This is a genomic window from Enterococcus sp. DIV1337a, assembly GCF_051712285.1.
GTDB lineage: Bacteria > Bacillota > Bacilli > Lactobacillales > Enterococcaceae > Enterococcus > Enterococcus faecalis.
Map to the genome: position 1 here is coordinate 941,105 of NZ_JBIOOP010000001.1, position 12,646 is coordinate 953,750.

Here is a 12,646-nt window from a genome sequence, read left to right on the forward strand (position 1 = left end):
CGAAAAAAAAGTGGTAAACTAAACGTGTATGTTAGTTATTTAATCAAAAGTAATGTATCCGCTTACTTATAAAATGGAAACGAAGGAGCATATTGTAATGACAGAAAAACTTTTAGGAAGTATCGAAGCCGGTGGCACAAAATTTGTATGTGGCGTTGGGACAGATGATTTGACCATCGTGGAACGTATTAGTTTTCCCACAACAACCCCAGAAGCAACAATGAAAAAAGTAATAGAATTTTTCCAACAATATCCTTTAAAAGCAATTGGGATTGGTTCGTTTGGTCCGATTGATATTCACGTTGATTCTCCTACGTATGGTTATATCACTTCTACACCAAAATTAGCTTGGCGTAACTTTGACTTGTTAGGAACTATGAAACAACATTTTGATGTGCCAATGGCTTGGACAACGGATGTGAATGCTGCGGCATATGGTGAGTATGTTGCTGGAAATGGGCAACATACATCTAGTTGTGTATATTATACAATTGGAACTGGTGTTGGCGCTGGAGCGATTCAAAACGGTGAGTTTATTGAAGGATTTAGCCATCCAGAAATGGGGCATGCGATAGTCCGTCGTCATCCTGAAGATACGTATGCAGGAAATTGTCCTTATCATGGAGATTGTTTGGAAGGGATTGCAGCAGGACCCGCAGTTGAAGGCCGTTCCGGTAAAAAAGGTCACTTATTGGAAGAGGATCACCAAACTTGGGAACTAGAAGCTTATTATTTAGCGCAAGCGGCGTACAATACTACTTTATTATTAGCGCCAGAAGTGATCATTTTAGGCGGCGGTGTCATGAAACAACGTCATTTGATGCCGAAAGTTCGTGAAAAATTTGCTGAATTAGTCAATGGATACGTGGAAACACCGCCGTTAGAAAAATACCTGGTGACGCCTCTTTTAGAAGATAATCCAGGAACAATTGGTTGCTTTGCGTTGGCAAAAAAAGCTTTAATGGCTCAAAAATAACCATTTATTCGCAGTTCATGCATTATATTTGAAGGAAACGGCTAAGAATGATACTCTTATTATGTAATTAATTATTTAGGAGGGATTAGCATGGCAGATTTAAAAGGACGTTTTGACGATGCAAAAGATAAAGTAGAGGGCACTGCAAAAGAAGCGCAAGGCAAAGTTACGGATGATAAAGGCAAAGAACTTGAAGGAAAAGCTCAATCAACCTTTGCTGACGTAAAAGACAAAGCACGTGATGCCGGTGACGACCTTAAAGAAGGCGCTGAAAAATTAACTGATAAAGTTAAAGAAGGCTTTGAAGACTTAAAAGACAAATTTAGTAAAGATAAATAAAAATAAACAAAAGAGTGTGGGCCTATGTTATTTCAACATAGGCCCACACTCTTTTGTTTAGACATCAAATCCTTGTTTTTGCAAGAAATTTTTAACTTCTGGGCGACGATTATAAGAAAAATAGGATAAAGACTTCTGTGACCAATCCGCTGTTTGGGCGTTACTTGAGCGGCTAGCATAGTAATCTTTTAATAATTCATCATACGCATGCATATCTGTCAATTTGTCTGGTTGGTAGTGATTTTCGCTTAAAATATTTTCAAAAGGCATCCGTGGCTTTACGCCATTTAACGTTTCTGGTACACCAATCGTTAATCCAAAAAGTGGTACAGTTAATTCAGGCAAAGATAAGCGTGTGGCCACTGTGTCTAAGTTATTTCGAATGCCGCCAATATAACAAATCCCTAAATCCATAGATTCAGCCGCAATGGCCATGTTCTGCGCAGCAATCGTTGTATCAACGGCAGCTACTAATAATGATTCTGGTGTTTTTAAGGGTTCCAATGATTGCCCCTCTTTTGACAAAATCGTTGCATGACGATACAAATCAGCAACAAAAACATAGAACACACCAGTGTTAACGACATAGTCTTCACAATTCGCTAAACGTCCCAATTCTCTGCGTAGCTCAGGATCTTTGATTTCTATAATTGTATAAGCTTGTAAAAAATTGGAGCTTGATCCTGCTTGAGCTGCAGTAATTAACTGTTGTTTCTGCTTGTCCGTTAACGCTTGATTTTTAAAATGACGAACGGAACGGTGACTTAGTAATTGTTCAATTGTTTGATTCATAAAAAACCTCCGTTTAAATTAAGAAAGAGAACAGAAAAACCCACAGCTTAATAGTGGGTTTTTCTGTCTTTAATTGCTAAAGATTACAGAATGCGTTCAAATGGATCTAAACTAATTCCTTGGTCTAAGACGATTTTTGCGTATTCTTTCGCTGCAAATAAAGAATGATCTTTGTAGTTTCCACACTCTTTTGCAGAAACTGCTGGAACAACTTCTGTATTGATTACTTTGTTTAAAACGTTGACTAATGCATCACGGATTTCTTGTGGTGAATGTTGATCCCACATAATCATATAAAAACCAGTGCGGCAACCCATTGGCGAAATGTCAATGATTCCTTTTAATTCATCACGCATGTTAACTGCTAATAAATGTTCTAACGTGTGTAATGCGCCTGTTGGTAGGGCATCTTTGTTTGGTTGTAAGAAACGTAAGTCATATTTTTCGACTAACGCATCCCCATTTTGTTCTGTGCCAGCAAGGCGAACATATGGTGCTTTTACTGTGTTGTGATCTAATTCAAAACTTTCTACGCGTGCCATGAAATTTCGCTCCCTTTATAATTAAATTCGTTTTAACTATAACAAATTTAAGTCAAAAGTCAATGGATAGTCCTTTGATAGGTAATAGTTTTAAAATATCATGGGAAAATAAAAAAATCATTTTTTTGACTATGTAGGTTTTTTCAATACTATGGTAAAATAGGACAAGTAGCTTTTACAAGAAGGTAAGAGGGGAGTATGAAAATATGGGAAAAGAATATCATGTTGCCGTGGTAGGAGCAACAGGTGCTGTCGGGACAAGAATGATTGAATTGTTAGCAGAAACAAGTTTGCCAATTGCCAGCGTGAGGTTATTGGCATCTAAGCGTTCTGCGGGACAAGCGATTCAGTTTAAAGGACAACCTCTTATCGTGGAAGAATTAGTCCCGGAATCATTTGAAGGAATCGATTTAGCGTTATTTAGTGCTGGTGGGAGTATTTCCGAAAAGTTTGCACCAGAAGCAGTTAAGCGTGGAGCTGTTGTCGTTGACAACACTAGCCATTTTAGAATGGCAAAAGACGTTCCTTTAGTTGTTCCAGAAGTGAACCCGGAAGCCTTAAAAAATCATCAGGGAATCATTGCGAATCCAAATTGTTCTACGATTCAAATGATGGTAGCCTTGGAACCAATTCGGCAAGCGTTTGGCTTAGAACGAATCATCGTTTCAACGTATCAAGCTGTGAGTGGTGCAGGTATCCGTGCAATTAATGAGCTGAAAGAACAAGCCGAAGATTTTTTAGAGGGAAAACCTGTCAGCGAATGGTCAGCTGAAATTTTACCAGCCGACAGTGACAAAAAACATTATCCAATTGCTTTTAATGCGTTGCCTCAAATTGATGTTTTTTCAGAAGCCGGGTATACCTACGAAGAATGGAAAATGATAAATGAAACCAAAAAAATCATGGGGGACAACAAGCTAAAAGTCGTTGCCACCTGTGTCCGTATTCCGGTAATTTCAGGACATTCTGAATCTGTTTATATAGAAGTGAAACAAGCAGATGCATCGGTCTCAGCCATCCAAGAATTAATGGCGCAAGCTCCAGGTGTAATTTTGCAAGATGAGCCAAGTGAACAACTATATCCACAAGCGCTAAATAGCGTCAATCAGAAAGAAACATTTGTCGGCCGTATTCGTCAAGACGTTGACGTGAAGAACGGTTTCCATTTATGGATTGTATCAGACAACCTATTAAAAGGAGCTGCTTGGAACTCGGTCCAAATTGCTGAAACGCTACACGAAATGAATTTGCTTCGTGTACCTGAAAACGACTAGAAGGTTTGTATTGTATACTCGGGAGGGAATAGGATGGATTTAACGAATGCAACAATTATTACGGCAATGGTTACGCCGTTTCAAGAATCGGGAGAAATAGATTTTGATAAACTACCGCAATTGGTAGACTATTTATTGGCCAATCATACAGAAGGCGTTATTTTAGCAGGAACAACTGGTGAATCACCCACTTTAACTCATGAAGAAGAATTACAATTATTCCAGCGGATTATTGAACTAATCGATGGGCGTATTCCGATTATTTGTGGTGTTGGTACGAATGATACACGTGACTCAGTCGCTTTTGTGAAAGAGTTAGCGACAATCGCTGGTATCGATGCTGTTTTGGCGGTTGTTCCTTATTATAATAAACCAAATCAAGAAGGCATGTATCAACATTTTAAAACCATCGCAGAAGCAAGTGAACTACCAATCATTTTGTATAATGTTCCTGGTAGAACGGCTGCATGTCTAGAAGTGGAAACTACTTTGCGCTTAGCACAATTGGAAAAAATTGTGGCGATTAAAGAATGTGCAGGATTAGATGCAATTACTGAGTTGATTGAAAGAGCGCCAAAAGACTTTCTAGTGTATACTGGAGAAGACGGGTTGGCTTTTGCCACCAAGGCACTTGGCGGACAAGGGGTTATTTCGGTAGCCAGTCATGTCTTCGGTTCGTCAATGTATGAGATGTATCAAGCGCTGGAGCAGGGGAACTTGCCGGAAGCGGCTAAAATTCAACGACAGTTGTTACCAAAAATGAACGCGTTGTTTTCAGTGCCTTCGCCGGCACCCGTGAAAGCAGCCTTAAATCATTTAGGTATTCCTGTTGGAAATTTACGGTTACCTCTAGTTGCTTGTACACCAGAAGAAGAGCAAAGAATTATTCGCACGTTAGAGATTTAAAGAACGTGTAATCATAGAGAGGTGAAAAGAGTGAGTACAATAAAAATCGTTCCATTAGGCGGCGTTCGTGAAAATGGAAAAAATATGTACGTTGCTGAAGTGGAAGATGAAATTTTTGTACTGGATTGTGGATTACAATATCCAGAGAACGAACTTTTAGGAATTGACGTCGTCATTCCGGATTTTACGTATTTAGAAGAAAATAGTGAACGAATTGCAGGGGTCTTTTTAACACATGGCCATGCAGATGCAATTGGGGCCTTACCGTATTTGCTTTCAAAAATTCAAGTGCCTGTTTTTGGGACAGAATTAACGATTGAACTAGCAAAACTAAGTGTCAACAATCATGCGGAAACGAAGAAATTTAAAGATTTCCATGTGATTGACCCACATACAGAAATTGATTTTGGTCAAGCAACGGTGAGCTTCTTTAAAACAACGCACACCATTCCAGATTCGATTGGCGTTAGCATCAAAACAAAAGAAGGCAACATTGTTTATACTGGTGATTTTAAATTTGATCAAAGTGCGATTGAGATGTATCAAACCGATTATGGCCGCTTGGCTGAAATTGGTAAAGAAGGCGTCTTGGCGCTACTTAGTGATTCATCAAATGCTGAAAACCCAGCCCAAGTTGCTTCCGAAGCCCAAATCGCTGATGAAGTGTTCGACACGATTCGCTATTGGGAAGGACGAATTATCGTGGCATGTGTGGCAAGTAATTTGCAACGGGTCCAACAAGTATTGAATGCCGCTGATCGTTCTGGTCGTAAAGTCGTTTTGACAGGCCAAGATTTTGAACGGATTATTCGGACGGCGATGAAATTGGAAAAATTACAATTGCCAAGCGAAGATCTATTAGTGAAACCAAAAGAAATGAAAAAATATGCACCAGAACAGTTATTAATTTTAGAAACAGGCCGAATGGGAGAACCTATTAAGTCACTTCAAAAAATGGCTAATAATACACATGGTGTTGTTCGGATTGAAGAAGGCGATTTAGTTTATATTACGACAACGCCAACAACGGCCATGGAAACAACAGTTGCTAAAACAGAGGATATTGTCTATCGGGCCGGTGCTACAGTGAAGCAAATTTCCGACAATTTACGTGTGTCAGGCCACGCTAATCCGAATGACTTGCAATTGATGTTGAATTTAATGAAACCAAAATATTTCATTCCTGTCCAAGGTGAGTACCGCCAGTTAGCTGCGCATGCGGACTTAGCTCACGAAATTGGCATGCCTTATAAAGATATCTTTATTACAGGTCGTGGGGACATTCTAGAATATACAAAAGGTAGAATGTCGGTAGCCGGTAGCACAACGGCCGAAAATATTATGATTGACGGGATTGGTGTCGGCGATATTGGTAATATCGTTTTACGAGATCGTCGTATTCTTTCTGAAGATGGCATTTTTGTGGCTGTCGTGACAATTAATCGTCGAGAAAAACGAATTGTTTCACCAGCTAAAATTACTTCTAGAGGTTTTGTTTACGTTAAAACAAGTAAAGATCTAATGAAAGAAAGTAGCAATATTGTCACAGAAATTGTTGAAAAACATTTAGAGAGTGACGATTTTGAATGGAGCAAATTGAAACAAGAAATTCGTGAAAACTTAAGCCGTTATTTATTTGAACAAACCAAACGTCGTCCTGTGATCTTACCAGTTATTATGGAAGCGACGCAACGCAAGCGGCCCAAAAATAACGCATAGTTCGTCCTGATAAAAACAGGTGATTTTAGGAGAAATTCTTCTAAAGTCATCTGTTCTTTTTTGTAACTTTCTTCTATAAATATGGTACTATTAATCAGAGCGCTGAATAAAGGAGGCGATTTTAGTGGAAGAGATTGTGTTGTTCCATACCAATGATCTTCATTCTCACTTTGAAAATTGGCCCAAAATACGGCGTCTGGTTAAAGCCAAACGTTCGCTGTACCAAAAAGAGGGCAAAACAGTCGTAACCATTGATTTAGGTGACTTTTCAGATCGGTGTCATCCTTTGACCGAAGCAACAGATGGTCAAGCAAATGTAGCTATAATGAATACAATAGCGTATGACCTGGTTACAATTGGAAATAATGAAGGAATCGGCAATTCAAAGAAACAATTAGAGCATTTATATGATCAGGCAACCTTTGAAGTGGTCTTAGCTAATTTACAAGATCCAAAAACTCAAATGTTACCAGATTTTTGTCAAGCATATAAAATAATGACAACTAAAGAAGGCACAAAGTTAGGATTTATTGGTTTAACCGCACCGTTTCCTTTAACGTATAATCCCAATGGCTGGACAATCAAACAAGTGGAAGCAGTCCTTCCTCAACTGATTACAGAAGTTGCCCCTCAATGTGATGTTCTCATTTTGCTTAGTCACTTGGGGATAGATACTGATTTTATGATTGCGGCGAATTATCCTGAAATTCAAGTAATCTTAGGTTCCCATACACATCATTTATTTAAAGATGGGGAAAAAATTAATCATGTACAACTAGCAGCTGCTGGCAAATACGGACAGTATATTGGTGAAGTGCATCTGTTTGTTGATGCTGAAACGAAGCAAGTCACAAGTTATGCGAAAACTATTGAAACAGCAAGTTTAGAAGAGCAAACAAATGATGCCAAGGAAATTGCGGGTTATTTAACGGAAGGTCATCGACTATTGCAAGCGCAGCAAATTGCACAAATCCCAGAAACCCTTTCAACGGACTTACGGCAACCGCATTCCTTTATAACTGTTGCCTTGAAGGCATTAAAAGAAGCGGGACAGACAGATGCAGCTGTATTAAACAACGGGTTATTTTTAGCAGATTTACCAGAAGGAATAATCAATGCAGACCAATTACATGAGGCTTTGCCTCATCCAATGCATTTAATCAAGGTTACTTTGAAAGGGTCAGACATGAGCCGTTTGATTCGTGAAATGGAAAAAAGTCGTCAATTTCTGCGGAAATTTCCGATTCGCGGGATGGGCTTCCGCGGGAAAATTTTTGGCGAATTATGTTATGATGGGATTCAATTTGATCGAAATAGCCAGTCCGTTTTTTGGCAAGGGAAACCTATTCAGCCAGAGCAGAAATATACGCTGACAACAGTGGATCACTTTCAATTTGTCCCGTTTTTCCCAACGATTGAGTTAGTTGGAGAAGTCGAATTTTTGTTTCCAGACGTTTTAAGAACTGTCGTGGCGAACTATCTGCATGACCACTATCCAATCAAATAAAAACAAGGTATAATAAAAACTAGGTGGTGAAAAAATGACAGACAAAAAGACAACCGAAAAAAAAGAAACAGAAACTGCTGCAACCTTTACAGAAGAATTAACAGCAGTTCTTGAAGAAATAAAAGAAGAACCTGTAAAAGAAAAGAAAAAAGGGGAAATTGTCACCGTTGTGAATGAAACAGATATTCAAATTGGTGAAAGAGAGTACCGAATTGTTAAAAATCATCGTGATGCCTTTGATCCTGAACGCTTAGGTGAACGGTTTAGTGAAGTTTTAGCGCGTTATGATTATATCGTGGGAGACTGGGGTTATGAACAGTTACGTTTGCGTGGCTTTTTTGATACTTCCAATCGTCGGGCGGCGCCGGATCAACGAATTGATACACTAGAAGACTATCTGTATGAATATTGTAATTTTGGCTGTGCCTATTTTGTAATTGAGCGAACAGGTGAACGCAAAGAAAAAACAACGCATCGTCGCCGTCGTCATAAAAAGAATAATCGTTCTAACGCGTTTGTCGAGGAAAAGAGTGCGCCCGCTAATAAAAATAGTAAGCCAGTAATTCGTACGCGAAAAGAAGAAAATAAAAAAACGACTACACCCAAACAGCCTAGTCCCAAAAAATCTGGCAAAGGCTTTACGATTCGTCAACGTGAGGAGTAAACAGAGTGAAAAAAGACTATCAAGGATATTTAATTGATTTAGATGGAACGATTTATTTAGGAAAAGAGCCAATTCCAGCAGGAAAACGTTTTGTCGAGCAGTTACAGGAAAAAAACTTGCCTTTTTTATTTGTAACGAATAATACCACTAAATCTCCTGAAACAGTGGCCCAACGTTTAGCAAATGAATTTGATATTCATGTCCCAGCATCCCTTGTTTATACAGCGACTTTAGCAACGATTGATTACATGAAAGAAACCAATCGAGGCAAGAAAGTCTTTGTCATCGGCGAGGCTGGTTTAATTGATTTAATTTTAGAAGCAGGTTTTGAATGGGAGGAAACAAATCCTGATTATGTTGTCGTGGGACTTGATACAGAACTATCCTACGAAAAAGTGGTTTTAGCCACCTTAGCTATTCAAAAAGGGGCGTTATTTATTGGGACCAATCCAGATAAGAACATTCCGACAGAAAGAGGCTTATTACCTGGTGCAGGTTCAGTTGTGACGTTTGTGGAGACAGCTACCCAAACAAAACCAGTTTATATTGGTAAACCAAAAGCGATTATCATGGAACGAGCGATTGCGCATTTAGGCGTGGAAAAAGAGCAAGTGATTATGGTTGGAGATAATTATGAAACCGATATTCAATCAGGGATTCAAAATGGTATTGATAGCTTGTTAGTTACATCAGGTTTTACCCCTAAGTCAGCGGTTCCAACTTTACCAACACCGCCAACCTATGTTGTTGATTCCTTAGATGAATGGACTTTTTGAGTATGATGAGGTCGAAATTGCGCTTAAGGGAAACACTTGGACTCATTTGTTTGTTTTTAACGATTGTGGCTTTAAGTATCACGATCACGATTAATTTTCGTCCGTTGTATCTTTTTGATATCCAACACTTAAATATTTTAAAAGACGTAGAGGTTGATCGTGTGACCTTGATTAAAAATTACGATCATTTAATGAGGTACTTAAACAATCCTTTTGAAAAAACATTAGTATTTCCTGATTTCCCCATGTCTGATAGTGCGGCTTTTCATTTTTATGAAGTGAAAAAATTGTTTTTATTGTGCTATGGCGTATTACTAGTTACGTTGTTGCCTAGTGTCCTTTATTTAAAATATTTGGTAAAAAATCAGCGTTTATGGACATTGATACGGCCATTTCAGTGGGGAATGTTCTTGCCTGTGCTTTTTGGCTTTTTCATGCTGATTGGCTTTGATCAATTTTTTATTGCGTTTCATGGATTATTTTTTAACAACGATGCTTGGTTATTTAATCCGCTGACTGATCCAATTATCAATGCCTTACCTGAAGCCTACTTTATGCATTGTTTTATCTTGTTTTTTGTTTTATTAGAAGGCCTGTTTTTAATAGGCATTTTAATCGGAAAACGTTCTTTAAAAAAATAAAGAGAGAAAAGTGAACAATTCCCAAAGTGTTCACTTTTCTTTTTTATTCAATCTAGTTTTAAAAACTAGATTGAATAATTATCAAAAGTATGATATTCTTTTTTAGAAATGGTTAGGAGGGTTTTTATGGACGAGATAGAAAAATCACTACAAGATTGGGGCCAACAATTGGAAAACGTTCATTTGCCAAGATGGCATGAGTTACCAGATATTGAATTATATATGGATCAAGTGATTACTCTGATAGAAAAATACTTATCCCCATTGATTACACTGGAAAAACATACTTTGTTAACTTCCTCAATGGTTAATAATTATGTCAAACACGGGTTAATCCCGGCCCCAGTGAAAAAGCGCTACAATCAAAAACATTTAGCGTTTTTAATTGCGATTACGTTGTTGAAACAAGTGTTAACATTGCCAGAAATTAAGCAAGGCATTTTATTCCAAGGAGCCGCGGTTGGTATTCGTGAAGCGTACAATTTATTTTGTCAAGAACAGGAACGAGCGATTTATGTGATTGCTACTCAAGCGCAAGAAAAAGAAGTTCAGGCCAAATCACAAGAACCTATGGGGATTGAATATTTGGCTGTAAAAGCAGCGACAATGTCTTTTGCTACTAAAATGTTTAGTGAAAAAGTGATTGAATTGGAACAAGAATACTTAAAAGAAATGGATGAGATGACACATGAATAAAGAAAAGATTGCATTACTGGTTGATTCTGGGACAGATGTTCCAGAGGCATTGGTCAAACAATACGGCATGTATGTCTTGCCCTTACAGATTATTTATCCTGAAAAAACCTATACAGATAAGGTAGATATTACACCAGAAGAAGTGTATCAACGTTTAGAGAAAGAAATTCCTAGTACTTCATTACCAGATGGAGCCACGATCCAAGCTATTTTTGACAAAATTAAAGAAGCGGGTTACGAAAAAGTTTTAGCGGTGACCATTTCTAGTGGTTTAAGTGGAACGTATAATGTGGTTCGCTTGCTTGGAGAACAAACCGAAGGACTAGATGTATTTGTTTTAGATACAAAGAACATTGGTATCGGGGCTGGCATTCAGGCGATTCGAGCAGCAGAATTAATTGAAACAGGACTAGGCTGGCAAGAACTACAACAAAAATTAACAGAAGAAGTAGCCAACGCAAAAGTATTTTTTAATGTAGCCACTTTAGAATATTTACAAAAGGGTGGACGAATTGGTTTAGTCACTTCTATTTTAGGGAATGCGCTAAAATTAAACCCCATTATTTCTTGTAATGAAGAAGGCATTTACTATACGGTGGCTAAGTCTCGTGGCCGTAAAAAAAGTCTTGATAAAACGTTTGAGTTGGTGACGAACTTTATAGGTGAGGCACCCCGTTTTCGTTTGGCAGTTGCTCACGGTGCGGCAGAGGAAGAAGCAAAAGCAATGATGGAACGCTTGAAAGCGGCTTTTCCGCAAGCAGAAGAAATTTACTTTGGAACAATTAGTCCGGCATTAGTTGTTCATACAGGACCAGGACTTTTAGGTGTTGGCATACAGTTATTAAATGATTAATTAAATGAAAAATCCCCTCAAATTTTTTTGAGGGGATTTTTCATTTAAGATTTCTCTTTTTCATAGAAATATCATTTTACTGAAAAAACAACGAAAATTATATTGAAAATTTCACAAATGTGTTACAATTTGTCTACAAAGGGGGAATTTTTTGTGAAAAAAGCAATAGCAGAATGTTTAGGAACATTTATTCTTGTCTTTTTTGGGACAGGAACAGCCGTTCTAGGAAATGGTATGGAAGGGATTGGAACAACGGGGATTGCCTTAGCATTTGGGTTAACAATCGTTGCTGCTGCCTATAGTATTGGCACAATTTCAGGTGCACATCTAAATCCAGCTGTTTCTTTAGGAATGTGGCTTAATAAACGAATGACAACAATGGAACTAATCTACTATGTAGTTGGACAAATTGTTGGTGGTTTGATTGCCTCATTTGCATTATTAAGCATTCTAAAAGGTGCTGGTAAAAGTATTGAGAACTTAGGTCAAAATGGCGTAGGTGAATTAAGTGTTGCTGGTGCATTGACAGTCGAAATTATTTTAACATTTATTTTTGTTTTAGTTGTCATGACAGTTACAAGTGCTAAGAAGGGTAATGCTTCATTAGCAGGGGTCGTAATTGGGTTAACACTAACAATGATTCACTTAGTCGGTATTCCTTTGACAGGAACTTCTGTCAACCCAGCTCGTAGCATCGCGCCAGCCGTTTTTGCGGGTGGTTCAGCGTTATCTGAGTTGTGGATTTTTATCGTTGCGCCATTAATTGGTGGATTATTAGCCGCTCTTGTCGCGAAATTCGTCTTAGATACGGAAGAATAGATTAGCGGAAGAAGAATCTTTGATAACAAGCGTCAATTGTTGTCAGAGATTCTTTTTTTGTTATACTAGGAGAACCTGAAGGCGCATTTTTAGCTAAAGATGAAAACATCATCAAAATAAGGTATAATAGGAAAGTATCAAA

Annotated in this window: 14 protein-coding genes; 12 read left to right on the forward strand and 2 right to left on the reverse strand. The window is 38.2% G+C overall.

The annotated features are described in order from the left end of the window. Window positions 1-97 precede the first annotated feature (97 nt). On the forward strand, window positions 98-976 hold the full coding sequence (scrK, locus tag IGL49_RS04645; protein WP_104854347.1) for a fructokinase ScrK: 879 nt from the start codon (window positions 98-100) through the stop codon (window positions 974-976). Between the two features lie 90 nt (window positions 977-1,066). After that, window positions 1,067-1,315, forward strand: coding sequence for a YtxH domain-containing protein (locus tag IGL49_RS04650; protein WP_002357962.1), 249 nt, complete (start codon window positions 1,067-1,069; stop codon window positions 1,313-1,315). Window positions 1,316-1,372: 57 nt separating this feature from the next. Here IGL49_RS04650 and nfsA read toward each other — a convergent pair whose 3' ends face one another. Further along, on the reverse strand, window positions 1,373-2,107 hold the full coding sequence (nfsA, locus tag IGL49_RS04655; protein ID WP_104855374.1) for an oxygen-insensitive NADPH nitroreductase: 735 nt from the start codon (window positions 2,105-2,107) through the stop codon (window positions 1,373-1,375). 83 nt (window positions 2,108-2,190) lie between these two features. Further along, window positions 2,191-2,649 carry an S-ribosylhomocysteine lyase gene (locus IGL49_RS04660; RefSeq protein WP_002357960.1) on the reverse strand — a complete coding sequence of 153 codons (459 nt, stop codon included), beginning with the start codon at window positions 2,647-2,649 and terminating at the stop codon, window positions 2,191-2,193. A gap of 206 nt (window positions 2,650-2,855) precedes the next feature. On the opposite strand from IGL49_RS04660, the gene IGL49_RS04665 reads away from it, so the two are divergent. The 10 genes from IGL49_RS04665 (at window position 2,856) to IGL49_RS04710 (ending at window position 12,504) form a co-directional block, all read left to right on the forward strand. After that, window positions 2,856-3,923 carry an aspartate-semialdehyde dehydrogenase gene (locus tag IGL49_RS04665; protein ID WP_104855373.1) on the forward strand — a complete coding sequence of 356 codons (1,068 nt, stop codon included), beginning with the start codon at window positions 2,856-2,858 and terminating at the stop codon, window positions 3,921-3,923. Between the two features lie 33 nt (window positions 3,924-3,956). Then, complete coding sequence (gene dapA / locus IGL49_RS04670) at window positions 3,957-4,829, forward strand: 4-hydroxy-tetrahydrodipicolinate synthase (protein ID WP_002361644.1); 873 nt, start codon at window positions 3,957-3,959, stop codon at window positions 4,827-4,829. Window positions 4,830-4,859: 30 nt separating this feature from the next. Further along, window positions 4,860-6,548 (forward strand): ribonuclease J, encoded by a 1,689-nt coding sequence (locus IGL49_RS04675; RefSeq protein ID WP_104855372.1) that lies wholly within the window; start codon window positions 4,860-4,862, stop codon window positions 6,546-6,548. Window positions 6,549-6,672: 124 nt separating this feature from the next. Beyond that, window positions 6,673-8,055 carry a bifunctional metallophosphatase/5'-nucleotidase gene (locus IGL49_RS04680; RefSeq protein ID WP_104855371.1) on the forward strand — a complete coding sequence of 461 codons (1,383 nt, stop codon included), beginning with the start codon at window positions 6,673-6,675 and terminating at the stop codon, window positions 8,053-8,055. A gap of 34 nt (window positions 8,056-8,089) precedes the next feature. Continuing rightward, window positions 8,090-8,719 (forward strand): YutD family protein, encoded by a 630-nt coding sequence (locus IGL49_RS04685; protein ID WP_104855370.1) that lies wholly within the window; start codon window positions 8,090-8,092, stop codon window positions 8,717-8,719. 5 nt (window positions 8,720-8,724) lie between these two features. Then, entirely contained in the window at window positions 8,725-9,495 is a 771-nt protein-coding gene (locus IGL49_RS04690; protein ID WP_104855369.1) for a TIGR01457 family HAD-type hydrolase, read from the forward strand. Continuing rightward, entirely contained in the window at window positions 9,483-10,136 is a 654-nt protein-coding gene (locus IGL49_RS04695) for a TIGR01906 family membrane protein (protein WP_104855368.1), read from the forward strand. Before IGL49_RS04690 ends, IGL49_RS04695 begins: the two co-directional genes overlap by 13 nt. A gap of 126 nt (window positions 10,137-10,262) precedes the next feature. After that, complete coding sequence (locus tag IGL49_RS04700; RefSeq protein ID WP_104855367.1) at window positions 10,263-10,832, forward strand: DUF1836 domain-containing protein; 570 nt, start codon at window positions 10,263-10,265, stop codon at window positions 10,830-10,832. After that, on the forward strand, window positions 10,825-11,685 hold the full coding sequence (locus tag IGL49_RS04705) for a DegV family protein (protein WP_002357950.1): 861 nt from the start codon (window positions 10,825-10,827) through the stop codon (window positions 11,683-11,685). The genes IGL49_RS04700 and IGL49_RS04705 overlap by 8 nt, the downstream gene beginning before the upstream one ends. A 117-nt stretch (window positions 11,686-11,802) precedes the next feature. After that, window positions 11,803-12,504, forward strand: coding sequence for an MIP/aquaporin family protein (locus IGL49_RS04710; RefSeq protein ID WP_164982876.1), 702 nt, complete (start codon window positions 11,803-11,805; stop codon window positions 12,502-12,504). The last annotated feature ends 142 nt before the right edge of the window (window positions 12,505-12,646 follow it).

Excerpts from the sequence above, each read along its gene's own strand:
- scrK (WP_104854347.1), top strand. The coding sequence starts at position 98 with ATGACAGAAAAACTTTTAGGAAGTATCGAAGCCGGTGGCACAAAATTT.
- IGL49_RS04650 (WP_002357962.1), top strand. The coding sequence starts at position 1,067 with ATGGCAGATTTAAAAGGACGTTTTGACGATGCAAAAGATAAAGTAGAG.
- nfsA (WP_104855374.1), bottom strand. The coding sequence starts at position 2,107 with ATGAATCAAACAATTGAACAATTACTAAGTCACCGTTCCGTTCGTCAT.
- IGL49_RS04660 (WP_002357960.1), bottom strand. The coding sequence starts at position 2,649 with ATGGCACGCGTAGAAAGTTTTGAATTAGATCACAACACAGTAAAAGCA.
- IGL49_RS04665 (WP_104855373.1), top strand. The coding sequence starts at position 2,856 with ATGGGAAAAGAATATCATGTTGCCGTGGTAGGAGCAACAGGTGCTGTC.
- dapA (WP_002361644.1), top strand. The coding sequence starts at position 3,957 with ATGGATTTAACGAATGCAACAATTATTACGGCAATGGTTACGCCGTTT.
- IGL49_RS04685 (WP_104855370.1), top strand. The coding sequence starts at position 8,090 with ATGACAGACAAAAAGACAACCGAAAAAAAAGAAACAGAAACTGCTGCA.
- IGL49_RS04695 (WP_104855368.1), top strand. The coding sequence starts at position 9,483 with ATGGACTTTTTGAGTATGATGAGGTCGAAATTGCGCTTAAGGGAAACA.
- IGL49_RS04700 (WP_104855367.1), top strand. The coding sequence starts at position 10,263 with ATGGACGAGATAGAAAAATCACTACAAGATTGGGGCCAACAATTGGAA.
- IGL49_RS04705 (WP_002357950.1), top strand. The coding sequence starts at position 10,825 with ATGAATAAAGAAAAGATTGCATTACTGGTTGATTCTGGGACAGATGTT.
- IGL49_RS04710 (WP_164982876.1), top strand. The coding sequence starts at position 11,803 with ATGTGTTACAATTTGTCTACAAAGGGGGAATTTTTTGTGAAAAAAGCA.